Below are 23,973 nucleotides of genomic sequence, written 5' to 3'. Positions count from 1 at the left end.
TCTTTGGTCTCTGGCCAGATTCGTTCCGGCGCGTTATCCCACATGACGGTTCGCAAGGGCATATATCGGGAACGATCAGAGTCAATCACTCCCGGTCACCTCACTCACGACGAAGCGGTGCTTCCATGCGTGGAATTTCGGATGAGGAACCGGTGGGAAGCGATTTTGACTGGAACTGAGCGAAAATGTCATATATTGTGTAACTCAATCCCACATAGTGGGCAATGTTCGAAGCAAGAACAAGATTTGGGAGTGAGGAAATGAGAAGGGCTTTCTCGAAATCCGTCATGCGCAGCCGCGCCTCGGCTCCGGCCCTGGTGGCCGCCTTCCTCTTCGCCGCGCCGCACATGGCCGCCGCGCAGGATGGCGCAGCCGATGCCGCCGTGCAGGACGGCGCGCAGAGCGCCGCAGCGACCGACGCCCAGTCGGCCGGCGCCGGCAACACGCCCAGCCCTTCCGAGATCATCGTCACCGGCTTCCGGGCCTCGCTGAACGCGGCCCTGGCCGACAAGCGCATGGAAACGGCGGCGATCGACACCATCAAGGCCGAGGATCTGGGCAAGTTCCCCGATTCCAACCTGGCGGAATCGATGCAGCGCATCCCCGGCGTGGCGCTCCAGCGCGGTGACGGCGGCGAAGGCAAGAACATCTCGGTCCGCGGCCTCGGCGCCGACTTCACCCGCGTGCGCATCAACGGCATGGAAGCCGCCGCGCAGACCGGCGGCTCGGACATCTACGGGGCCGGCAACAATGGCCGCAGCTTCGACTTCAACGTTTTCCCGACCGAAATCTTCTCGGCCCTGACCGTGCGCAAGACGCCCTCGGCGGATGTCGAGGAAGGCTCGCTGGGCGCCACGGTGGACCTCAGCGCGCCCAAGCCGATGGACCAGGCGAAGGACTTCGTGCTCTCCGCCACGGGACGCGGCGTCTGGAACGAACTGTCGAAGAAAGTTGATCCGCGCGCGTCGGTGCTCGTGTCCAAGCAGTTCGGAGACAGCGGCTTCGGCGTGCTCGGCTCGCTCGCCTATCAGAAGCGCCACACGCGCGAAGTGGGCTATTCGGCGGTGGACATCCTTTCGGCCAACCAGAACGGCATGTTCTGCTCGCCGCTGGGCTTCACCCCGCAGAACCCCGGCAACAGTGCCGCGTCCGGCGCCAGCGCCACCAATTGCTCCACCGGCAACCCGCGCACCGGCGACGCTGCGGCCTACCAGACCGTCTACGACGCCCGCCGAGACGACATGCCGAACACCCCCGGCAGCGGCGCCTTCTTCCCGCGCATCCCGCGCTACCTGAATTCCGAGCAGACGCAGGAACGCATCGGCGGCACGCTGACCCTGCAGTACAAGCCCGACGACGATACCGACATCTCGCTGGACCTGCTCTACTCACGCTTCAACGTGACCCGTGACGACAACTACATCGAGGCGATTTCGTTCGGCCGCTCGGCATCGAACCAGGGCTATCCGATGATGTCGCTGAAGGACGTGCAGCTTTCCGACCTCGGCTCGGTGGAATATGCCCTGCTGGACGGCGTGGACGTGCGCTCGGAAGGGCTGCACTCGAAGTATTCGACCACGTTCAAGCAGGCGAACCTCAATTTCATGCACCGGTTCAACGACCGGTTGACCGTTGACGCCAAGTTCGGCCTCAACGAGTCCGTGTGGAAGGACAAGGTCCGCATGCAGTACTTCATGGATGCGCTGGATACCGACAACTTCGCGATCGACTATACCGGCGGCGGGCAGACGCCCGTGCTGGGCTTCGGTTTCGACGTGTCCGATCCGTCCAACTTCCTCTATGGCCCGACGCCGGGCGCCGGCGTCGTCACCGGCGGCTTCAGCCTCCAGGGCAAGCCGGCCAGCAACACCACCAAGGGTACGCTGGGCGAAGTCAACGCGCATTACGAGTTCTCCGATGCGTTCAAGCTGCACTTCGGCGGCCAGTTCCGCTCCAGCGAGTTCCAGCAGCGCTTCACCACTTATTACACCGCCGATACGCTGGTTCAGGCCTTGCCGGCCGGAACCTCGCTGGCCGACCTGACGACGCAGATCACCGGCGTGGACAGCCTCTGGGGCCACGGCGCGCCGTCGAGTTGGGCCAGCCTGGACTGGCAGAAGCTGGCCGATGCCTACAACCTCTTCGACGCCCGCACCTGCACCGGCTGCGGCGAGACCAATCCGGGCGTGAAGGAAGAACAGAGCAGCGCCTTCATGATGGGCACGTTCGACTTCAGCGATGCGGTGGGCTTCGGCCTGCGCGGCGATGTGGGCCTGCGCTACATCCATACCTGGCAGCGTTCCTCGGGCTTCATCAACTTGTCCGACCCCACTTCGCCCACCGGCCTCAGCGGCCAGTACCGCGCGGTCGCGCGCAGCTATGACGACTGGCTGCCTTCCGCCAACCTCGTGATCGAGCCGGTGCAGAACCTGCTCGTGCGCCTTTCGGCCGCCAAGGTTCTCTCGCGCCCGGCGCTTACGCAGCTGGTGCCGACCGTGGCCATCAATGCGACCACGCGCTCGGGATCGCTGGGCAATCCCCTGCTCGAACCGATCCGCGCCAACACGTTCGATGCGGCGGTGGAATGGTACTTCCGTCCCGGGTCGCTGCTGTCGGCAGCGTTCTTCTACAAGGACATCAAGACTTACGTGCAGAGCGTGAACGCGCTGGTTCCGTTCAGCTCGCTGGGCCTGCCGAACGAACTGCTGACCGGCAGCAACACCACCCCGGACGAGCTGTTCAACATCGCCACGCCCACCAATACGCCGGGCGGCCCGCTCAAGGGGATCGAGCTGAACGCGCAGATCCCGTTCAACTTCGCGTCGGGCTTCATCAGCCACTTCGGCGTGCTGGCGAACTACACGCACGTCATGTCGAAGATCAATTACTGCCTCTCCAGCTCGGGCGGCGTCTGCACCGTTACCGTGAAGGACGATCTGGTCGGCCTGTCCAAGGACACGGCTTCGGGCACGCTGTTCTGGGAGAACGACAAGTTCTCCATCCGCGGCACGATCAATTATCGCGGACCGTTCATCCGCGGCATCCCCGCCTCGCCCGGCAGCGACCTGGTGGGCAACCGCGCGACCACTTATGTCGATGCCTCGGCTTCGTACAACATCTCGGATGCGATCAAGCTGATCGTCGAGGGCACCAACCTCACCGACGAGCAGAACAGCCTCTACACCGACAGCCAGCGCCAGGACACGCTGTTCCAGACCCGCGTGGGTCGCACGATCTCGGCAGGCGTCAACGTGAAGTTCTGATCTTGAAGAATACGGCGGGGCCCTCCCACGCCGGAACTATCGGCTCCCGGATCCTCCATCCGGGAGCCGCCTTTTCAGGTCTCCAGCGCCCCCAGCATTTTCCGGTCGATCCGCACCAGCGAGCCGTGCCGCGCGCCTTGCGGCATCGCCAGACGGTTGCTCACATCCTGCCAGGTCGCCATGTCGCGCGTGGACTTCGCGCCCCAGCGGCCGTCGCGGTAGACGTCGTAATAGCAGACCAGGTCCTCGCCGATCCGCGCGGTCATCGGGCCTTCCACCCAGGAGGCGGTGAACGGTTCGCCCAGCGGCGCGAAGGGGCCGATCGGGCTCCGCGCGGAGGCCGCGCGCAGCCATTTGCGCGGAGGTTCGACCGTCTCGTCCTTCACCACCAGCCAGAGCCCGCCGTCCGGGGCCGCGGCGAATGTGCCGTCGATCACGCTGAAGCCGGGGTCGTAGAGCACCTGGGGCGGGGCGAAGCTCTCGAAATCGGCGGTGGTCGTGTACCAGAGGCGGTGGTTGTAGCCGCCTTCCGAGGTTCCGGCCGTCTCGGCGAAGCGGCCGGTCACGGTGCTGGACCAGAAGATGACCGTGCGCCGCGTGGCGGGATCGAAGATTGCTTCCGGCGCCCAGCAATTGCGGGTCCCGGGCACCGAGGCCATGACCGGGATCGCGCGCTGGGGCGTCCAGTTCACGAAGTCGCGCGTGGTGGCATGGCCGATGGTCACGCCTTCCCAGGCGGTGGTCCAGACGCAGTGCCACGGGGCGTCCACCCCCTCGCCGCGCCACAGGAAGGGGTCGCGCAGCAGCTTCTTCTCGCCCACTTGCGGCACGAGGAACGGCTTGCCGCCGCCAAGCGTGCGGAAGGCGAAGCCATCCTCGCTGACGGCCAGTTTCAGCCCGTCCGCTTCGCCTTTGCCCGTGCTGAAATAGGCGAAGAGCAGCGGGCCTTCCGGTTCCGCGGGCGCGATACGCGCGGTGGCGCAGCCCGCGAGAGCCGCCCCGCCAAGGCAGAGGCTGCGGCGGTCGATCATCGTCTCGGCTCCTTCGGGGGCAGCAGAGGCGCGTACTCTGGCGGCAGTAGCCGCACATGGGTAGGGCTGTCGCGGTCCACGGAGATCACGCCGTCCTTCTCCTTCAGTTCCGCGATCTGGAGCACGCTGCGGCGGTGCCAGTCGGGGTTGGCCTTGGCCTCGTCCTCTCCGCTCTGATGCACGAAGTAGACGATATAGGCCCGGTCGCCGGAGACGATCACGTCGGGGTGCTGCCCCTTGGCGCGGTCGGTCGGCGCTTGTCCGGGCGTGGCGAGGATGTGGCCGGGCTGGGTGGTCCAGTGTTCTCCGTCCTCGCTGCGCATGACCAGCAGGCCCTTCCACGCATCCGAAACCAGCCACCAGCGGCCCTTCCAGCGGAAGGCCTTGGGGCCTTCGCCGGGCGTGGTGGTCAGGCGGTCCTTCACCGCCCAGTGGACGAGATCGGTGCTGTCCGCCGTGCGGATCGCCTTGCCCATGCGCTCGTCGTTGAAGAACAGGCGGTAGCCGCCCTTGGGCAGCGCGACGACGCTGGCGTCGATCACCCGGTCGGAGCCGAGATCAAGCTTGTCACCGCAGGTCCACGACTTCAGGTCGTTGCTGGTGAGGTGGACGATGAAGCGCGGCGCGTTCCAGTCGCGGTAGACGCCGGGCACCACCGTCAGCCACATGTGCCACTGGCCGTTGAAGCGCTCGATATCGGGTGCCCAGAGCGTCGCGCCGGTGCAGCTTTCCGGGATCGCGGCCGTGCTGCCGTAGCGCCAGTGCACGCCGTCCTTCGAGCGCGCCGTGCCGATCGCCGTGCCGTGGACCCAACGCACGTCCTTCTCGTCCTCCATCGGCAGGTCGGCGCGCCGGTTCGTATAGAACATCACCCATTCGCGCGTGGCGGGATCGTAGACCGTGCTGGGATCGGCGGCGCCGTCATGCACCGGGTCGCGGAACAGCGGCTTCGGGGCCACGTCGGGGGCCGAAGCCATCGCGGCGGCGAGCAGGAGAAACGAGGCGCCGATCATGCCGAGGGCTCCCAGTGCGACAAAGTCCGAATGATTTTCAACATGTTCCGATACATAGAATGACCTTTCGGGGAGAGTGCAATATGTCGAGTGATCGCCGTCAATTCCTGGGTTCGCTGAGCGCGCTGGCTGCCGCGCCCTTGTTGTCCGGCCGCGCCTTGGCGCAAAGCGGCGAGAATACGCCTGCCTTCGAGCGGTTTCCGATCTGGCCGGGCTCGCCGCCGGGGCTGCCTTCGGGCGGCGTGAAGGAGGAGCGCGTGCTGCGCACCAACAAGGGCAACCCGGACGATTTCGCCTGGCCGCATGTCGCCACGCCGATGCTGACGGTCTGCCCCGCCGCCAAGCCGACCGGCGCGGCGGTGCTGACATTCCCCGGCGGCGGCTATGCGCGCGTGGCCATGGGCACCAGGCCCTCCGCGACTTCGCGCTGGTTCGCCAGCCAGGGGGTGACCGCCTTCGAACTGCTCTACCGCCTGCCGCATGACGGCTGGACCGGCGGCCCGGACACGCCCTTGCAGGACGCCCAGCGCGCCATGCGCGTGATCCGCGCCCGTGCCGCGAAGTGGGGCGTCGATCCTGCCAATGTGGCGACCATCGGCTTCTCGGCAGGTGGACACTTGTGCGGCAGCATCGCCACGCGGTTTGCCGCGAAAGTCTACGATCCGGTCGACGCCGCCGATGCGCTGGACGCGCGGCCGCTGGTGGCGGGGATGTTCTTCCCGGTGGTCAGCATGGTGCCGCCGCTCGCCCATGCGCAATCGCGCAGCGAGCTGTTGGGCGCGAACCCGAGCGAGGCGTTGTCGCGGCGTTACTCGGTCAACGTCGAGGTTCCTGCGACCACGCCGCCGATCCTGCTTGGCCATGCGGCGGACGATACGGTGGTCGATTGCGGCAACAGCCTGGCCATGTTCGAAGGGTGCCGGGCCGCGAAGATTCCCAGCGAGCTTTACGTGATCGAGAAGGGCGGTCACGGCGCGCCGCTGTTCGAACCGGACGGCCGCGCGGGATTGTGGCTGACCCGCTTCGCCCGCTTTGCGGCGCGGCATGGCCTGCGGATTCCCTCCGAAGGGGCGTGAGGCTTTTCGGCTGCTTCCGAAGCGCTCCGTCGTCCCTGCGCATGCGCGGGGACGACGGGATGATGTTGCGGAACGGCGCGGGTTCGCTTTGCGCAAAGGCACAAATGCGCAGCGCGTTCGCGTGCAGCTCAACCTTCGAAAGCGCCGATGGGATGCACTCTCGGTGGGGGCGGCCATCACGGCGCGGCGCCGCTGCGTTTCTGCGCGCCCAGGGGCACGATCCGGAAATTGCGGATGCGCAGGTGGCTCTTGGTCGTGCGCAAGGCGAACCAGCCTCGGGCGTAAGGCGCGGGGTCGTCCATAGCGAAGAGGCGCTTGCCGCCGAAATCCACCGTGATCCGTCCGCCCTCGACGGCGACGCGCATGGGCGTCCAGCGGTTCGGTGTCAGCATGGCCGCGGGGTCTGCGCGGTCGTGCTCGGGCAGGAGCGGGCGGTTGCCTGGTTCGCCCACATAGCGCCGCATCCGGGTGGTGGTGTTGCGGTTGCCGCCGATGCCCACGTAGTAGGTCTTCAGCGTATCGTATTCCGCGAAAGCCCCGCTGCGCGGATGGGCGAGCGGCGATCCATCCGGTGCGGTGGGGTCACGGGCCATCCAGAAGGCGTTGACGTCGCTTACCGCGTCGTTCGGCCCGCCTTCCGAAACAGCCATGACCTCGTATTCGATGGCGACGGGGCCGGTCAGTTCGGCGGTCCACCAGAGCGAAATGCCCTTCGGCGCGTCGATGTCCAGGACGCCGTCCTGGGCGCTAACGCGCGAGGGCGCTTCGGCCTCGACACGCCAGTGCGCAAGGCCGCGATGAAAGTCTTCCGTCGGCGGGTTCGCCGCCGCCGAAAGCAGCATGAGCAGCAAGGCGGCGGCGAAGCGCTTCATTCCAGCACGTCCCCGATCAGCGTCAGGTTCACGGTGGCGGCGATGCCCCACTGCGCGGCATCGTTGGTGGAGACTTCCGCGATCTCGTCCACCGGCTTGAGCACGGCGGCGCCGGTCACCTTGTGCGCGCCGCGCGTCTGGTCGCGGCCTTCGCGGTCGCCCGCGCCGAAGAATTCGCCCCAGGCCCGCTTGACCAGCTCCGGCTTGCGCAGCTGCACCCCCGCATAGGCAGTGTAGCGCGAATGGGCCTGCGTCAGCGCGCGGCCCTTGCCCGATGCGCCGGTGCGGGCGCGGAACTCCGCCTCGGGCGCGTTGTAGAGTTCGCAGTAGTCCAGCCAGACCTTGCGGAAAGCCGGCTCATCGACGAGTTCGAGCAGTTCGGCAGTGATCTCGAACACCCCGAACACGCCGTTGAGGTGGCTCATGTTCACTTCGTTTCCTGGCCCCACGAAGCGCCCGGAGGCCAGGTCGAAGGCGGCCCCGCCCGCCAGCCAGCCCTTGGGCAGGGCGGCGATGGAGCGCATGCCCGCAACGATCCGGTCGCGCCAGCGGGTGTCGCGCGTGCGTTCCCATTCGGTCAGCCAGGCGCCCAGCATCGAACCCCAGACGGTGCCGAACTGCATGAAGATCTGGCCGTCGGGCAGCGGCTGTTCGGCCACTACGGCGCCGGTTCCGGCAGGCGGCTTGCTGGCGTCGGCGCGGTGCATGACCTTGCGGCCGATGTCGACCGTCTTCAGCGCATAGTCGCTGTCCACCAGCGCGCGCATCAGGTCTCCGCAGCGTTCGTCGGTGGTGAGGTAGTAGTAGAAGCGGCGATAGGCGGCGTTGGAAATGCGCTGCTGCTTCGAACTGTCCGCCCAGTGTTGGACGCCATGGCGGGTGCCGAGGCCCTTGAACCGGCCGGAGTGGTAGACGTCCACTTCGCCGGTGTGGCGCGTCATCGCCTCGGCCAGGCGGAACACGTCGGCCCGGCCGCTGCGCAGGAAGCCGTACCAGAGCCACAAGTCGGTGGAGAGTTCGCTGTTGTCCCACGCGAAACCGCCGATGTCGTAGCGCCAGACGTGCCGGTCGTTGTCATAGCTGTGCATGACATCGCCGTAGTTCCAGAACCCGTACCAGCGGCGCTGGTCAACTTGCCCGATGTAGAAATCGAGTTCCTGCTTGGCGCGCGTCTCGATCTTGCCGCGCAAGGGGCCGCCCGAGGCGATCGGGCTCCACGGGCCGAACAGCCTGGCCGCATGGACCCGCGCGACATTGGCGACCATGCGCGGCGGCGTGGCCAGTCCTGCGCCCATCGCGGCCAGCCGCTCGCGCGGGGGCGTGGCGGGCAGGGCCCAGATGCGGAATTCAGTGGTGCGGGCGATCCCGGAGGCGTCGCCCCAGCCCGGCTCGTAGTCCTCGTAAGTCACGTCGAGGCCCAGGTTCTGCGCCTCGTAGCTCTCCATGCCCATGACGTCGTGATAGAAGCGCAAGTCCATCGCCGGGGCATCGGGGGCGTGATACCAGACCGTGAAGCGTGCGGTGTCGCTGGCGGCGTCGGCGACGTCGAGGCCGACCGGGCAGCGCTGCCAGAAGTCGTGCATGCCGAAAGCGACGCCGCCCGAAGGCCCGCCGATATAGCCCAGGCCCGGCGCGCGGCCTGCGGTATCGACGTCGATCCAACCGAAGCCGGGCTTGGTGCGCTTGACGATCGAGAAGCCGTCCGCATTGGGCTGGCGCAAGCGGAAGTCGCCCCAGGCGGGGATGTAGTCCAGGTTCTGGCGCACGGCCGCGCCCATCTGGTCAAGCGACGGCGTGGCCGCGCCCGCCACTTGCGCGTCGCGGAAGGCCTTGCCGGGATCGCGGCGCAGACCCGTTAGCGGGCGCACCGCCTCGCCCCAGAGGCCGCCTTTCTCGCCCGCGAAGCGGACGTGGCGGTCGTGCAGCTTGTCGCGCATCGGCACCGTGCCTTCGAGGCCCAGGCCGCGAAGGAAGCGCTTGGCGGGATCGCCGTCGAAGATCATCGAATGGACCAGCCGCACGCTGTCCGATCCGGCGTGGAAATAGAGGCGGACGGAGAAGGGCATCCAGTCGCCTTCGGTTCCGCGATGGCGGCCGTCCAGCTTGACGACGGCGCGGATCGGGCCGCTCTGTTCGACCGTGGCGCTTTCGATCGTGCCGGTCCAGCGGGCGAGATTGGGCGCGCCGTCCTCGTCGTCGGCCCGGTCCTGCGCGCTGGCGAGCAGGCGCACCGATTGCAGCACTTCGGCATTGCCGACGCGCGCGGAGCGGATCAACGCTTCGCCTGAGCGGCCCAGGGTCCAGACGGTCTGGCCGACGGTGACGGTCACGGCATCGGCAGCCTCGCGCACGGAGAGGGTCTGCGCGGGTCTGGCGCTGCCGGCGACCACGCGCAGGCCATTGGCGCGCCCGCCGTTCGCCCCGGTCGCATGGCCGGTCCACTTGATCGAACCGTCCGGCCACCACGCCATCGGCCAGGTCTGCACCGCTTCACGCGTGCCGCCCGTGCCTTCGAGCACGTAACCGCGCTTGTCGAACCGCGTGCCGCGCGGCCAAGGCTGGCCCCAGGACTGACCTTCGTGGGCGGAGGGAGCACCGCCGTCGAGCCAGACCACGTCGTCGCCCGGCGCGATGCCGGAGCCCAGCGGCTCCACCGGCCCCGTCGCGGCCGCATCCGCGCGGCCCGCCATCAGTGCCATCGAACCAGCGACCGCGGTAGTGGCCAGGCTTTGGGCCAGCATCTCACGGCGGCTCCAGACCAGCTTGCTCATCGTCTCTCCCTTGGATGTGGCGCTTCGTAAGCGCCTTATGTGGGATGATATTTCATTATGTGGATCGAATCGTCAACAGGGCGCGGCGGTATTTGTGCTTGCTCGGCCCTTCCGGCTGTCTTCCCCCACCCCTTCGTCACCCGCGAGGAGGCGAAGCCGACGCGGCAATTCAGAGCGGCGCAGAACTGCCCTGGATTGCTTCGCTACGCTCGCAATGACGAAGGGGAAAGTCAGTAGCGGGCGGCCGAAGAATGCCGCTATCCGCCTCTCCCTATCGCTCGCCTTTCGGCCCCGCGCCCAGATAGAACCCGGTATGCGGCGGCTGGTTGTAAGCGGTGTTCTGCCAGGCGACGCCCAGGCGGTAGACCGGGTCCTGCATCAGCGTGACGAAGCGGTGCGGCGTGGCGAAAGGCGTGGTGTAGATGCGCAGTTCGCGGTTGTCGGCGCGGCGCCAGATCACTTCCTCGCGCCAGTCACCGATGAGATCGGCCTGGAGCGCGGGATTGGCCTTGGTGCCGTTGTTGGAGGCAAGCCCCTCGGGGGCAAGCAGCGTGTCCGATGTGCCCTGCTCCCAGTTCCACTTGGAGATGGTGGTGCCGTCCAGCAGTTCGCGCAGGAGGTCTCCATCCCACCAGATCGCGAAGTTCATCTGGCGCGGGCGGGCGCCGATCGGCTGGCCCTTGGTATCGTAGAGGCGGTCGGAATTGGAGCCCCAGAACTCGGCGCCGTAGTGGCGCGGGTCGATATCGGCGGCAACACCGCGGCCGGTGTCCTGCTCTGCCGGGGTGGTCCAGAGCACTTCGCCCGTGCGCGCATCGAGCAGCGCCGAGCCCAGCCCGCCGTTGCGGCGAATGTCCTCGAACACACCGAACTTTTCGAGGCCCGGCCGCGCCGGATCGAGGTCGCTGACGTGCATGGTGTCGCCGTGGAACAGCGGCCTGGTCCAGAGGCCCTTGCCGTCGTCGTCCACTGCCATGGAGCCGTAGATCACCTCGTCGCGCCCGTCGCCATCGACATCGGCGACGGAAAGCTGGTGGTTGCCGCGCCCGGCATAGTCCTCGTTGCCGGTGGCGGAGCTGTCGAACAGCCAGCGCTGCGTCAGTTTGCCGCCGCGCCAGTCCCAGGCGGCCAGCGCGGTGCGCGCGTAGTAGCCGCGGCCGAAGACCATGCTGGGCATATGCCCGTCGAGATAGGCGACCCCGGCCAGGAAGCGATCGGAGCGATTGGCATAGCCGTCGCCCCAGGAGGCGGCGAGCTGCTCGGGCGTGGGATTGCCGCCGGGATAGCGCGGCGGATCGTAAGGCGCGGTGGCCAGCGTCTTGCCGGTCAGCCCTTCGAACACGGTGAGGTATTCCGGCCCCTTGACGATGCGGCCCTGCATCGGCGCCACCTTGGTGCCGTCCGCCAGCACTTTCGCGCCGGTGCGATCCTGCTGCGGCACTTCCCCGCCGCTGCTGCGCCAGTCGGCATTCGCATCGCCGATGACCTTGCCGGTGCCGTCGACCGTGCCGTCGCCCGTCTTCAGCGTCACTTCGGCGCGGCCGTCGCCATCGAAGTCGAAGACCAGGAACTGCGTGTAGTGCGCCCCGGCGCGCACGTTGCGGCCAAGGTCGATGCGCCAGAGCCGAGTGCCGTCGAGGCGGTAGGCATCGAGGAAGACGTTGCCGGTATAGCCGGTATGGGCATTGTCGTGGCTGTTGCTCGGATCCCACTTCAGCACGATCTCATACTGCCCGTCTCCGTCGAGATCGCCCAGGCTGGCGTCGTTGGCCGTGTAGGAATAGGCCTCCCCGGCGGGCGTCACGCCGTCCGCGGGTGGGGAGAGCGGGATCGGGAGATAGCCCTTGTCCCACATCATGGCACGCTGCGGACCGGCGCGGTCGCCTATGCGTTCCACCGCATAGCTGCTGTCGGTGGTTCCCGATGTGTCGACGAAGGCCGTCGCCTCGCCCGTCCGGGTAACGTGCACCGGCTTGCCGCCGCGCAGCACGCGGAAGCGCGCATTCTTCGGATCGTCCCCCAGAAACCGCCAGGTCACGAGGATTCCGCCGTCCCTGGCCGGCAGCGCCACGGCCCCGCGGCCGAGCCGCTCCGCGGCCGGTCGTGAGGGCGGAGTCGCGGCGAAAGCGGGAGTGGATGAAACGAGGCCCAGGATCAGGGCCAGCGCGCGGATTTGGGCCGCCATTTGCAACATCCTCCGGTTATGGAACCACTCTGGTCCAAATTATAGCATTGCATCCCACATATCGGTTCAATAAGTGTCCGTCTAGAAACTGATTCGATCGAACGATGCAAAAGCGTCGAAACAAGATCGACAGGGCTAAAAGAGGGGATAGGATATGCGCAAGCATACCGTTGGAAATACGAGGAATTCGCAAGCAACGAAGCTCGGTCGCCATGCCTTTAGAGGGGTATCGGGCCTGGCTCTCGCCGGATCTCTGGCGGTTTCCATCCCCGCATATGCTCAGACTAATTCCGAAACGCCGGCGCCGGAAGCGGCGCAGGATGCGCCGCGACGGATCGACGACAAGACTGCCGAAAAAGTCATCACGACTGCCAACGACATCGTCGTCGTCGGCACCCGCGCCTCGCTGCAATCGGCCATCAACCGCAAGAAGCAGGCGAATACCGTCGTCGACTCGATCGTTGCCGACGACATCGCCAGTTTCCCGGACAAGAACATCGGCGACTCGCTGGCCCGCATCACCGGCGTCCAGCTCAGCCGCGACTTCGGCGAGGGCGTGAAAGTCTCCATCCGCGGCGTCGAGCCTGACCTCAACCGCGTGGAAATCAACGGCGTCAGCCAGGTCAGCGCCCTCGGTGAGCGCTCCGGCGACTTCCGCGAACTGGCGACGGAACTGGTCAAGTCGATCGACGTCTACAAGGGCTATGCCGTGGACCTGACCGAAGGCGGCATCGGCGGCACGGTGCGCGTGGAAACGCGCAAGCCGCTCGACCTGCTGAAGCCGATCCTTTCGGCAACCGTATCGGGCCAGCACCTCGACACCACCGAGACCTGGCGTCCGCGCGTGTCGTTCTTCGCCGGAACACCGAAGTTCCTGATCGACGGCCTGGGGATCCTGTTCAACGGTACCTACAGCGACGTGAACACGCGCCAGGACTACATCAGCAACACGAACTGGGGCCGTATCGCCGACTTCGATCATTCGACCGAAAAGACCGTCGCCGATCCGCTCTACGATGCCTACAACACTTACGAAAGCTGCGCCGGCGTGGGTGGCTCCACGACCGCCAAGGCCACCGCGAACCGCCTGGCCTGCGAGACGCAGTTCTTCGACTGGGCGCCCAAAGTGCCGCGCTACCGCCACCTCGTGCGCAACGACAAGCGCATCTCGGGTGACCTGACGCTGCAATACCAGGTGGCGCCCAACTTCCGCGCTTATGCCAACGTGCAGGTCAACAAGCGCAACCAGAACCTGCAGGACGTCAACTATTCGGTCGATCTGGGCGCGATCCAGCGCTTCAATCTCGATCCGCAGCTGGCCGCAGGCGCGGGTGGCGGCACTTCGCGCCAGCAAGTGGCGCTGGGCAGCTCGACGGTGAACGAGAACCATGTCGTCACCGGCGTGACCACGGCGCTCAACGCCGTGAATCTGGGCACGGCAGCGGCTCCGAACTGGAACGGCGCCGCGAACATCATCGGTGTGCAGCGCCGCGATTTCTCCTACGATCAGGACTCGAAGTACTTCTCGGGCGGTTTCCGCTGGGACTTCGACCGGGTTCACATCGACTTCATGGGGTCGCACGCCAAGGCGCATACCGATTCCCAGACGAACCTGATCTCGCTGGGCACGAGCGTGTCGGGCATCGTGATCGACCGCAACAACGCGCAGGGTATCCCGGTCTTCCAGTTCCCGTCGAACTTCGACCCTTCCGATCCGGGCGTCTATTCCGACTTCACGCGCACGGGCGCCAATGGCCAGGTGCTTCCGGTCTACGGCCCGACCGTGCAATACCGTCCTGCCGAATATAACAACACCGAAGACCAGTTGAAGCTGGACCTGGACTGGGAGATCGATCACCCGATCATCAGCAAGTTCGAATTCGGTGCCCAGGCGCGTCGGCAGAAGTTCCTGAACTACCTGGGCGGCGGCTCGATCCTGATCGATCCGGCCACCATGACCTACCAGTCAAGCGCCAACGTGTCCTACACCACGACGATCCAGAACAATCCGGCCGTAGCGCGCAACGGCAACACTTATTTCATCACGCCGGCGCAGTACGGCTCGCTGATCTCGTCGATTGGCGGGGTGACGGGCGGCGCGCCGCTCTACACCGGCCTCAAGAACGCGCCTTCGGGCATTCCCAGCCGCCTGGCCTTCCCCAATTTCAATTCCGACGTGCTGTCGCAGATCTACGATCTCTCCGGTTTCGATCACGACCTCGTACGCTTCGCAGACGGCTATCCGCAGATCCCGAGCGCCCAGATCACCGAGAAGGTGTTCTCGGGCTATGCGATGATGGACGTCGATACCGAGATCCTTGGCATGCGGCTCACCGGCAATGCCGGCCTGCGCTTCACCCATACCGAGGACAAGGGGCTTGGCACCAATATCAGCCGGGTGACGCGCTTCAACGCGACCGGCGGCACCGAAACCGTGGTCATCGCCGCGCAGCAGTTGTCGCTTTCCAACAGCTACACCGATTTCCTGCCGGCGTTCAACGCCAACCTCGAACTCCAGCCCAACCTCTACCTGCGCGCCAACTATGCCAAGAACCTGGCCCGGCCGAGGCCGCTCGATCTGGTGCCGAACATCAACTGCGTGGACGACCAGACCATCTCCGGCACTGACGACATCTGCACGGCCGGCAACCCGGAACTGAAGCCCTACCGCGCGGACCAGTGGGAACTGAACCTGGCCTGGTATCCCAATGCGGATACGATGCTGAGCCTGGGCTACTACAAGAAGTACGAATCGAGCTTCGTGATCGGCAACACCGTGCGCAACGGGGTGGACCTGTTCCAGGACGGCATCACGTACACGGTTCGCCAGCCGGTCAACGGCCAGGGCGCCCTGCTCGACGGTATCGAGGCGAGCGCGCAGACGGTGTTCACTTTCCTGCCCAAGCCGCTGGACGGCTTCGGCGCCTCGGGCAACTTCACTTATGCCCGCGCCATTCGCACCAACCTGACCAATGCCGCGACCAACGAGCCGCTCAAGGAATATCCGGGCCTTTCGTCCTACACCTACAATGCGAGCTTCTTCTACGACAAGGACTGGCTCAACTTCCGCATGAGCTACAACTATCGTTCGAAGTGGCTGGATAACGCGCTGGACGCCAATAACGGCAACAACCCGATCTACCGCAAGGGCGAAGGCTACCTCGATGGCAAGATCACGCTGCGCTTCCCGAAGTATCACTTCGATGTCTTCTTCGAGATGCAGAACATCACCAAGGAATATTCGAAGACCTATATCAACAAGGACATGCCGGTGGAGCTGTACTACCCCGGCCAGCGTATCTTCGTGGGTATGCAGGCCAAGCTCTGAACCGGTTGCAGGCCCGGTTGCAGGGGAGAGCGGGAACTCTCCCCTTCATCCTGCCGTGCCGCTCGCCACGGGACCCGGCGAACGGCGCGGCAGGAAACGGACCCGGGCAGATGCAGCGCCCTCCAGCCGCATCTGCCCGGGTCTTCACGTTTGCGACCAGCCAAAGGCCCCTGGAGCAGTGATCCTCTAGAACCCGGTGCGCAGGCCGAACACCACGTTGCGTCCGCGCAAGGGCGAGGCGTCCTTCACGAAGGAAGCATGGTTGAGCGCGAAGGAATTCGTGAGGTTGCTGCCCCGCGCGAAGACTTCCGCCCAGCGCCCGGCACCGAGGCCCAGCTTGTAGGCAAGGGTGAGGTTCAGCATGTCGTAGCCGGGGCTTTCGGTCTCGAAGTCGGCGATGCGGTCCTGCCTGAACGTGCGGTAGTATTCGGCATTGGCGGTGAAAGGCCCGGTCGCGGCGTCCACCCGCGTGCCGAGGCGGCCGGGCGGGATGCGCGGCAGGTTGCCGCGATCGTCCGTCAGCTTGGCGCGGACATAGTCGCCGAACACGGCCACCCCTACCTCGGGCATGACCTGGTGCCGCACTTCGCCGTCGACCCCGGTGAAGGTGGCATCGGCCGCGACATAGTGGATCAGGCGGAAGTCCTCATACTGGTCGAGGGTCTGGCCGTAGATGTAGTTGTCCACCTTCTGAAGGTAGGCGCCCAGGGTGAAGGTGGTGGCGCCGCTGGTCTTGCGGAAGGTCAGGTTGATCGACTTGCCCGTTTCCAGCCGGTTTTCGGAGGAGGCCATGCCGTTGAAGGTGCGGCCGGTGACCATGCCGATCTCATAAGTGTTCGACGCGAAGTGCGGACCGAAGGCATAAAGCTCCTGCACGTTCGGCGCGCGCTGCGAGCGGGCGAGCGACAGCGCCAGCGAGTAGCCCTCCGTCACTTTCCAGAGCGCCGATGCCGAAACCGAGAAGGGATCGTGCGCAGTGGCCGGCATGAAGGCGGACAGAGCGGTCTGCGGGCGGATGCGCTGCCATTCCTGGCGCAGGGCGGCCTCGATGCGGACCGGGCCGAAGTCGCGGCTTTCGTGCAGGAACAGCGCGGTGTTGTCGATGTCGAACGGGGTATAGGTCTTGACGTCGTTCTCGGTCACGGCGTGGATGCCGCTGAAAGTGCTGTCCGCGTGCTGGACGCCAAAGACGCCGCGGAAGCCCGCCAGCGGCTTGTGAGTCAGTTCGAAGCGGAGGTCGAAGGCCTTGTTGCGATAAGTCGTGGCGATCTCGTCATGCTCGATCTCGTCATGGCGGTAGGTCGTGTGGGCCATGCGGACGCGGACGCGTTCGAAACCGGGCAGCGGATCGCGATAGTCGCTGCGAATGTCGAAGCGCTCGCTGCGCAGCTTGACGAAGATGCTTTCGTCCTCGTGGTCATGATCGTGGCCATCCTCGTGGTCATGGCCCTCTTCGTCATGCCCCTCTTCCGAATGATCGTGCGACCCGCAGTGGAGGCTGATGCCGTGGGTGTGGCAGCCTTCGTATTCGTGGCTGTGGCCCGGCAAGCCGTATTCGCTGCGCACGCGCGTATAGCTGGCGCCGAGATAGCCGTCGGGACCGATCCAGGCGCCGCCCGCCGTGAACGTGGAGCTTTCGCTCCAGGATCCGGGCACGCGGCTTTCGCCGAAGGCGCGCGGCACCCGGTAGTCGTCGGTCTCGCGGTGAGCGCCCTCCACGCGCAGGGCCAGTGAGCCGGTTCCCACGGTCACGCCGCCGACGGCCGAGCGCTCGTCGTCGCCCGTGCCCAGCCGCGCTTCGGCAGATCCGGTGAAGCCGCCCACCGGCACTTCGGTGGGGATCTTGGTATCCAGCAGGTTCACGGCCCCGCCGATCGCGCCGCCGCCGTAAAGCAGGGCCGATGGGCCGCGCAGCACTTCGATGCCGCGCAGGAGCAGCGGCTCGCCGGTAATGGCGTGGTCGGCCGAGATGCCCGAAGCGTCCTGCACATTGGTGCTGTCCGAAAGGACCTGCACGCGCGGCGAGGTCTGCCCGCGGATGACCGGACGGCTGGCGCCGCCGCCGAAGTTGTCGAAGTGGATGCCGGGCTGGCCTGCCAGCGTCTCGCCCAGCGTGCCCTGGCGGCGATGGGCGAGTTCGTCGCCGGTCAGCGTGATCACGGGTGTCGCGGTTTCGTCGGCGCTTTCCTGCAGCGGCGCGGAAGTGACCAGGATCTCACGCGGGGCGGAAGGCGCTGCTTCCTCGGCAAAGGCGGCGGCGGGAACCAGCGCAAGAAGCGAGACGGCGGATCGGTGCAGAATGCGAACGGACAAGAAAAAACCCCCTGGGATCGGCTAGGAGGCTTCGTCTAATGTGATGTAATAACATTACTCAATACGCGATCGAGCGTGTTATCAATATGTTACAAATGGGACATCTTGCAGTGACGCCGGTTCGCGGAACTCAGCCGGCGCTGCTGGCCTCGTCGTCATCCCTGGCCGTGGCGAGTTCGGTGGCCGAACCGGTGCCGCTGCTGCCATAGATGAAGCCGAAGGTGGGGTTCTCACGCGAACCGAGGGCGTGGCTGGGGCCGTACCAGACGCGCACGTTGCTCCAGTCGCCCGCCTCGGAAACGTCCTCGGCCAGCGCGCTGTGTTCGATCACACCGGGGCCGGACCAGTTGGCATGATCGAGCAGGACATGGCGGGCGTCCACGACTTCGCGGATCATCGCGACATGGCCATAAGGCATGGCCGAAGTGGACTTGAACACGAGGACGGAGCCGATCTGCGGCAAGTGGCCGCGCTTGTAGCTGCCCTGGGCCTGTTCCCACCAGGTGGCCGCATTGCCATGGATGCCGATCCCCGACTGCGCGCGAGCATAAGGCACGCATTGCAGGTGCTGCGCCAGAGCCGGGCTGGCAAAGGCTTGAGCGGCAAGGGAAAGGAGGGTGGCAGCGACCAGGGAGACCTTCTTCATGAGGGGACGTTATAACGTCTCTGATTTTGGAAGGTAGCCCGGCCCCGGCGAGATGATCGCACGGGGCGCACCGTTCGTCGCTCTGCGGGGAACCGAATCGGTGGAGCAGCGCTTAGCGGCTCGGGTTCGAATCGATAACCAGCACCAGGCGGGTTTCACCGGAGTCTGCGATGGGCGGTGACCGGTGCAGGATGGACGGTTGTTCGCGCAGCAGCCTGCCTTTGAACACGCCCACTTCTCCCGCTTTCAGCGCATGGATGCGTTCATGGTCCACGCGTTTCCACTGCGTTCCGACCCCGCGATAAGTGGTGATCGTGCGGAGCGTGACATAGTCGGCGTGGAACTTGCGGCAGGCGTCGGTCTCGACCACTTCGAGGCGGATCGTCACCCCCGGCGTTCCGGCAACCCGGGCGTGGAGGCGGGCCAGCAGCGCCACGTCGGCCAGCAGGGCCGGGCAGGGTGCATGGCCGCTTTCAATCAGGCGCGGGGCCAGCGCCGCTGCGGCCTGGTCCGCAAGGCACGTCAGCAGCACATCGTCGGCACGGTCGAGATCGAGCGTCTGAACCTCTTGCGCCAGGGCGGTGTCCAACGCGCGGGTCCAGATTGCCAGGTCCACGTCGCCGCACGCAATGTCGTGAAGCGCCTCGGCGTCCGGTCCCACGGACAGGGCCGTGCACGCGTCCGGGCGCTCCCGTTCTTCCTTCATGGCAGTTTTTCTCACGGCAGGCCCTTTTCAACGGAGATCGCATCGCCAAGTAATAGCCAGAATGTAATGTTGTATCATCACTTGATCAAGCAGGAGCCGAATTCGATGAGCGAGCGTTGCGAAAGCCGGGACCATGTCCGGGGGGGGCTCCTGGCGGACATTGTGGAATCGACGGCGATCTCGGCCTCGACGCTCTGCATGATCCACTGCCTGGCGCTGCCGCTCTTGCTGTTCCTGCTGCCGGGGCTGCTGGGCGCGTTCTTCCAGTCCGAACTGTTCCATATTGCCGCGCTGGGGCTGGTGGCCCCGGCGGCGCTGGCAGCTTTCCTGCTGGGCTATCGCCGGCACGGCGCTGCTGGGCCGGCGATCCTGGGCGTGGGCGGGATCGCCTGTCTCGTGCTGGCGATCCTGAACAGCGATCATGCCCTTCTGGGCGAGACGGCGCTGACGGTGATCGGCAGCCTGCTGCTCGTCGCGGGCCATGGCTGGAACTGGCGCAAGCGGGTGGTCTGATCGCCGCGCGACGTGCGGATGTGAAAAGCAGGCTCCGGACGCAAAAAGTAGGCCCCGCGGGTCCTACACCCGACGGGGCCAGTTTATGGGTCGCTTTCTGCAAGCGCCGGCCGGTCAGATCCCCCGATCCCCGCAACTTCGTTGGAAGTTGCCGCCCCCGGCGCCCATGCACACGTCATACAACGAAACGCGTGATTCTATGATGATGCAAATTGCTGCAAATTGCGGAAGAGCGCTGAATTGCATCAGAAAGTCAGAAAGATAAGGGCGTGGTATCCCTGCCGAACGTGCGCATGAACACAGATCGAAAATCCGGCCTTTCAAGGCATTCCGCCTGACCCGATTTTCCTCTCAGGGAAGGGCCTGCCTGGGCACTGGCGGCACCAGTTGCTTAAGCAGGTCCATGACCTCGCGGTCGTCCTTCCACCCTGCTTCGATCCGGCGGGTGACCGGGCGCGAGTACCAGTGCTCGCCCAGCATGACGGCCTCGTGCATCAATTCCACCAGTTGCTCACGGTCTTTCATTGACGCGGCGTAGAAGGCCGGTGTCTGGCGAATGCGCCGTCCACCCTGCGCGATTTCGGAAAGGGCATCGGCAATCATCAGGCGGTGGGCATGGGCGGGATCGTCGGCGACCGCGCGGGTCATCCGGACGGAGAGTCGCTCGGTGGCGGGATCGTGGCGCAGGCGGGCGAAGTCTGCGAATTCCCGCGCGAAGCCGTGGATGTCGCCCTGGCCAAGATAGATCCACGATAGGCAGCTGCTGACCGTGGCGTCCTGCGGATAGGTGCGCTTGAGATCGAGCAGAGCCGCCAGCGCCTGCGCATCATGGCCGGCCTGCCATCTGGCCCAGGCGTGCTCCACCGCGATCGGCTGGGATCCGGGCAGGAGCGCCACGGCGCGCTGGTAATAGCGCTCCGCCCGGTCGCTTTCTCCAAGGTCGGAAAGGATGTTGGCCAGCCAGAAGTACGTCAGCCCGTCGTTGTCGTCGTCATGCAGGGCGTCGGCGAAGGCCTTGAGCGCGGCGGCGGGGTCGTTGTCCCACCAGTAGTCGATGAACCCCTCGGCGCGGTGTGCGCTGGCGAGGCCCGAATCGAGTTCGAGCGCCTTGGCCGCGGCGATCCTGGCCTTGCCGAAGGCTTCCGCGTCGCTGACATCGCCATATTCACGGTAGATCAGCCAGGTTTCGGCCAGTCCGGCGCGCGCGGGGGCATAGTCCGGCTCGCGTGCGATCACCGCGCCGTAAAGCTGGATCGCCGCTTCCAGGTCCTTGGGGCGGCGATGGGCCCAGGCGTCCCGCGCAGCGATGAAGTCGCGCGCGGCCGCCGGATCGCGGGGAAGCTGCTCATGCCGGTTTTTCGGCCAGGCCAGCAGTCCCGCCGCCAGCAGAAGCGGCAGCGCAATAACCAGCGCCATGGGCCAGGACCAGCGCTTGCGGGCCGGAATGGGCGCGGCGAGAGGCAGGGACGGCAGGGGTAGGGATGTCGATGCGGCCGGGGGTGGCGCGGCTTCGGCGGCAGGTCCGGCAGCGCCTTCTTCCACGCCGGGATTGCGGCTTTCCCATTCCGCCAGTTCGTGCCGATAGGCGAAGACGGTTTTCTGCTTGCCGCCGGGAAGCTGGTGGATCGGCAGTCCCCGTTCGCGCGCCCACCGCGCGACCGTGGTGCGGTCCCTGCCGAAATAGGCCGCTATCGCTTTCCAGCCATCCAACCGGCGTTCGTCTGAAGTCATGCAGTTTCGCGACCCTGTGCCTGGCGCCAGCCTAGCTACTCAGGGCGAGGCGCTCAAGCCGGCACGCAAGCGAGGCGAATCGGGCAGGCAGGGCGGAATGGCGGCTTTCCGGGCACGCGGGTCCCGCCGCGTCCCATTTCCGGACGGTTGCCGTCAGCGTATAGCCTCGGCGCGGGCAATCAGCGCGTCGAGCGCCGTGCGGCCGTGGCGCAGTTCCTCGATGATCTTGCGCAGCTCCGCCACGGTGATCCGCGAGCCGCCTTCGCTGTCCACGGACTGGACCTCGACGATTCGGTGCAGGGCTTCGACGATGGCGAGGACGGGGTCCATCGGCAGGGTGGCATCGGCCAGCGGCACGGCGCGCACTTTGCCAAGGGCCAGGAAGGGGTCGATCGCGCCCGGTCCGAACTCCTGTTCGATTCGCGCGAGAATCAGTGGATCGAGGCTCGTCGCCCGGCCGCGCGCATTGCGGATCGTCCCGGTGGAGCAGCCCAGTCGGGTAGCCAGCTGGGCGTCGGACAAATCCCCGTTCTTCTGGAGGTTACGGATGATCGAAGCGACCGCCAGGCGGTAGTCCTCGCTCGAAAGTCTAGCGGATCGGCCTGTCGTCATGGTGTATGAACCTTTCACGTCTTTCGATGCGGGGACAAGAGCTTGTGGCGAAGGAGACGAATCTGGCCAAGACTTTGTCGACGGAATCGCTATATGGCACCGAGGATATGAAGTTCAGCCGTCGCAATCTGATCGTTGCAGCCACCGCGTTCGCAGCGACATCGTCCTCTGCAGCCCGCGCCATCTCGTCCGCATTGCCGGAGCGGGGGCGTGGTGCTTCGCTTGTCCTCCCCAATGTCGGGCCCAAGACCGGGCCGAACGCGGGCTCGATCGCGCCGGTGTCCCCGGCAGCCTTGCCGCCGGTGCCCGCACCGTTCCAGCCCGAGGGAATCCGCGCCGAGCTGTTCGATGCGGCGATGAAGGCGCTGGACCGCCACGATCGGCGCGTGAAGCGCGACCGGATCGGCGTGGTGGATTTCTCGGCCTCGTCCTCGCAGCCGCGCTTCCATCTGGTGGACCTGGACAATCGCAAGATCACGTCGCTGCCCGTGGCCCACGGCAGCGGTTCCGATCCCGGCCATACCGGCTGGTTGCAGCGGTTCTCGAACCGTCCCGGCTCCAACGCCAGCAGCGAAGGCGCCTATCTCACCGCCGACTATTACTACGGCGGCCACGGCCGTTCGCAGCGGCTTGTGGGCCTGGACGATACCAACAGCAACGCGCTGGAACGGGCGATCGTCATCCACGGGGCCTGGTATGCGGAGCCGAACATGATCGGGGCTCATGGCAAGCTCGGCCGCAGCCAGGGTTGCCTCGCGGTGGGGGACAGCCTCCTGGGCCGCGCCTTCGACCACCTCGGCGAGGGCCGGATGATCTACGCGGCCAAGATGGCCTGACCGGTCCGCCGCTGCCTTGCGGCCGCCGAGAAATCCCGGCGGCGCGGCAGCTTCAGATCGTCACCAGCGCGCTCACCCGGTGCGAGAAGGGATGATTGGGCGTCGATCCCCGGCTGATCTGCGAGAACATTCCTTCGCCCAGATCGGCCAGCTTGGCTTCCACCAGCGGCAGGTCCTCGCCCCGCTTGACGTCGAGATTGACGTGGAGCTTGCCCTTGAATTCCAGCGTCACGTCGTCCGCCTCGGCGATCCGCTCGCGCAGGTCACCCAGGATGGCGGAAAGCTGTTCGTTCAATGACGGTCTGGACGAGCCGGTCCGGGGGTTCGTGGAATCGATCGAGTAAACCGTTGCGTCCTTCGGCATTCGTGGTCCCATGCTGATTGCTGCCAATGCGAGCATAACATTTCAGCGCCGATAAAGAACGTTCCGGCGAACCTTTCTGTGCATTTCTTTTGGAGTAGGGGACGGTTTTCCGCCGTTCCTGACGCCTCTCGCCCTGGTTTCATCGGCCGAGTCGGGGTGTTTTCGCGCTGAATTCAGACGAGATTTTCGCTGCGGCGCACCCCGCTGTGGCATCTTTGCCGCAATCGTTGGCGCTGTTATCGCCGGAGCCCCGGTGCGACCCGGAGGGCATCCCGGCCTGCTTCTCAGGCCTGGGCCGTCTTGGCGCGACTGGCTGCCACGAAGGGAGCGGCGTCGTAGTAGAACGGCTTGATCTCGCAGCACTTTCCGTCGCGAAAGCGGAAACGCTCGCAGATCTCGGCGGGCGGCAGGGCGGGATCGGCGAAGCGCAGCGACAGGATCGTCACCGCATAGTCCTTGCCCGCCGTGGTTTCGATCCGGTCGAGCGCGACCACGTCGCACAGGCCCATGACTTTGGCGTAGAGTTCACGCAACCCGTTGCGGCCGCGATATTCGCCGGCCATCGGCAGGCTGTCCGCCTCGTGAGCCACGAAATCCTCGGTGAGCATGGCCGATGCCGTGTCCCAGTCGCCCGCGCCGGTGGCGGCATAGAGGCGGTCGACGAAATCGATCATCTGTTCGGGACTCATGGTCATGGCAATGCTCCTCTTCCC

At 66.0% G+C, this 23,973-nt stretch carries 17 protein-coding genes; 5 read left to right on the top strand and 12 right to left on the bottom strand.

Annotated features, from left to right (window positions below; genetic code table 11):
• The first annotated feature begins 260 nt into the window (after nt 1-260).
• Nucleotides 261-3,263, top strand: coding sequence for a TonB-dependent receptor (locus tag ACZ1J6_RS08255; RefSeq protein ID WP_431568846.1), 3,003 nt, complete (start codon nt 261-263; stop codon nt 3,261-3,263).
• Nucleotides 3,264-3,337: 74 nt separating this feature from the next.
• Here the strand turns inward: ACZ1J6_RS08255 and ACZ1J6_RS08250 are convergent, their stop codons facing one another.
• Nucleotides 3,338-4,294 (bottom strand): glycoside hydrolase family 43 protein, encoded by a 957-nt coding sequence (locus ACZ1J6_RS08250; RefSeq protein ID WP_431568847.1) that lies wholly within the window; start codon nt 4,292-4,294, stop codon nt 3,338-3,340.
• Nucleotides 4,291-5,307 (bottom strand): family 43 glycosylhydrolase, encoded by a 1,017-nt coding sequence (locus tag ACZ1J6_RS08245; protein WP_431568848.1) that lies wholly within the window; start codon nt 5,305-5,307, stop codon nt 4,291-4,293. The genes ACZ1J6_RS08250 and ACZ1J6_RS08245 overlap by 4 nt, the downstream gene beginning before the upstream one ends.
• Before the next feature lie 83 nt (nt 5,308-5,390).
• Between ACZ1J6_RS08245 and ACZ1J6_RS08240 the strand changes: the two genes are divergently transcribed.
• Nucleotides 5,391-6,383 (top strand): alpha/beta hydrolase, encoded by a 993-nt coding sequence (locus ACZ1J6_RS08240; protein WP_431568849.1) that lies wholly within the window; start codon nt 5,391-5,393, stop codon nt 6,381-6,383.
• Between the two features lie 176 nt (nt 6,384-6,559).
• Here ACZ1J6_RS08240 and ACZ1J6_RS08235 read toward each other — a convergent pair whose 3' ends face one another.
• From ACZ1J6_RS08235 to ACZ1J6_RS08225, 3 genes are all read right to left on the bottom strand, one after another.
• A complete protein-coding gene (locus ACZ1J6_RS08235) occupies nt 6,560-7,255 on the bottom strand; it encodes a DUF6250 domain-containing protein (protein ID WP_431568850.1) in 696 nt (231 codons plus the stop codon).
• Nucleotides 7,252-10,026, bottom strand: coding sequence for an exo-rhamnogalacturonan lyase family protein (locus ACZ1J6_RS08230; protein WP_465127282.1), 2,775 nt, complete (start codon nt 10,024-10,026; stop codon nt 7,252-7,254). Before ACZ1J6_RS08230 ends, ACZ1J6_RS08235 begins: the two co-directional genes overlap by 4 nt.
• A 271-nt stretch (nt 10,027-10,297) precedes the next feature.
• The gene (locus tag ACZ1J6_RS08225; RefSeq protein ID WP_465127281.1) at nt 10,298-12,211 is read right to left on the bottom strand and encodes a rhamnogalacturonan lyase; all 1,914 of its coding nucleotides are present in this window, start codon (nt 12,209-12,211) and stop codon (nt 10,298-10,300) included.
• Nucleotides 12,212-12,365: 154 nt separating this feature from the next.
• Between ACZ1J6_RS08225 and ACZ1J6_RS08220 the strand changes: the two genes are divergently transcribed.
• Nucleotides 12,366-15,539 (top strand): TonB-dependent receptor, encoded by a 3,174-nt coding sequence (locus tag ACZ1J6_RS08220; protein ID WP_431568853.1) that lies wholly within the window; start codon nt 12,366-12,368, stop codon nt 15,537-15,539.
• Between the two features lie 186 nt (nt 15,540-15,725).
• Here ACZ1J6_RS08220 and ACZ1J6_RS08215 read toward each other — a convergent pair whose 3' ends face one another.
• From ACZ1J6_RS08215 to ACZ1J6_RS08205, 3 genes are all read right to left on the bottom strand, one after another.
• Nucleotides 15,726-17,852, bottom strand: a complete 2,127-nt coding sequence (locus tag ACZ1J6_RS08215; protein WP_431568854.1) for a TonB-dependent receptor domain-containing protein — start codon at nt 17,850-17,852, stop codon at nt 15,726-15,728.
• 130 nt (nt 17,853-17,982) lie between these two features.
• Complete coding sequence (locus ACZ1J6_RS08210) at nt 17,983-18,498, bottom strand: CHAP domain-containing protein (RefSeq protein ID WP_465127280.1); 516 nt, start codon at nt 18,496-18,498, stop codon at nt 17,983-17,985.
• Nucleotides 18,499-18,610: 112 nt separating this feature from the next.
• The gene (locus ACZ1J6_RS08205; RefSeq protein ID WP_431568856.1) at nt 18,611-19,204 is read right to left on the bottom strand and encodes a DUF1826 domain-containing protein; all 594 of its coding nucleotides are present in this window, start codon (nt 19,202-19,204) and stop codon (nt 18,611-18,613) included.
• 105 nt (nt 19,205-19,309) lie between these two features.
• Between ACZ1J6_RS08205 and ACZ1J6_RS08200 the strand changes: the two genes are divergently transcribed.
• Complete coding sequence (locus tag ACZ1J6_RS08200; RefSeq protein ID WP_465127279.1) at nt 19,310-19,717, top strand: MerC domain-containing protein; 408 nt, start codon at nt 19,310-19,312, stop codon at nt 19,715-19,717.
• A gap of 351 nt (nt 19,718-20,068) precedes the next feature.
• On the opposite strand, the gene ACZ1J6_RS08195 is transcribed toward ACZ1J6_RS08200, so the two are convergent.
• Together ACZ1J6_RS08195 and ACZ1J6_RS08190 are read right to left on the bottom strand one after the other, a co-directional pair.
• Nucleotides 20,069-21,448: a tetratricopeptide repeat protein gene (locus ACZ1J6_RS08195; protein ID WP_465127278.1), complete on the bottom strand. Its 1,380-nt coding sequence runs from the start codon at nt 21,446-21,448 to the stop codon at nt 20,069-20,071.
• Between the two features lie 153 nt (nt 21,449-21,601).
• Nucleotides 21,602-22,060: a DinB family protein gene (locus ACZ1J6_RS08190; protein WP_132267590.1), complete on the bottom strand. Its 459-nt coding sequence runs from the start codon at nt 22,058-22,060 to the stop codon at nt 21,602-21,604.
• A 107-nt stretch (nt 22,061-22,167) separates the two neighbouring features.
• Here ACZ1J6_RS08190 and ACZ1J6_RS08185 point away from each other — a divergent pair, with 107 nt between their 5' ends.
• Nucleotides 22,168-22,896, top strand: a complete 729-nt coding sequence (locus ACZ1J6_RS08185; RefSeq protein ID WP_134093391.1) for a murein L,D-transpeptidase catalytic domain family protein — start codon at nt 22,168-22,170, stop codon at nt 22,894-22,896.
• A 52-nt stretch (nt 22,897-22,948) separates the two neighbouring features.
• On the opposite strand, the gene ACZ1J6_RS08180 is transcribed toward ACZ1J6_RS08185, so the two are convergent.
• Together ACZ1J6_RS08180 and ACZ1J6_RS08175 are read right to left on the bottom strand one after the other, a co-directional pair.
• The gene (locus tag ACZ1J6_RS08180; protein ID WP_465127277.1) at nt 22,949-23,191 is read right to left on the bottom strand and encodes a hypothetical protein; all 243 of its coding nucleotides are present in this window, start codon (nt 23,189-23,191) and stop codon (nt 22,949-22,951) included.
• A gap of 353 nt (nt 23,192-23,544) precedes the next feature.
• Nucleotides 23,545-23,955 carry a nuclear transport factor 2 family protein gene (locus ACZ1J6_RS08175; RefSeq protein ID WP_314467299.1) on the bottom strand — a complete coding sequence of 137 codons (411 nt, stop codon included), beginning with the start codon at nt 23,953-23,955 and terminating at the stop codon, nt 23,545-23,547.
• Nucleotides 23,956-23,973 lie beyond the last annotated feature (18 nt).

The organism is Novosphingobium sp. BL-S-21, assembly GCF_055521655.1.
This window is presented reverse-complemented; position numbering and strand designations above follow the sequence as displayed.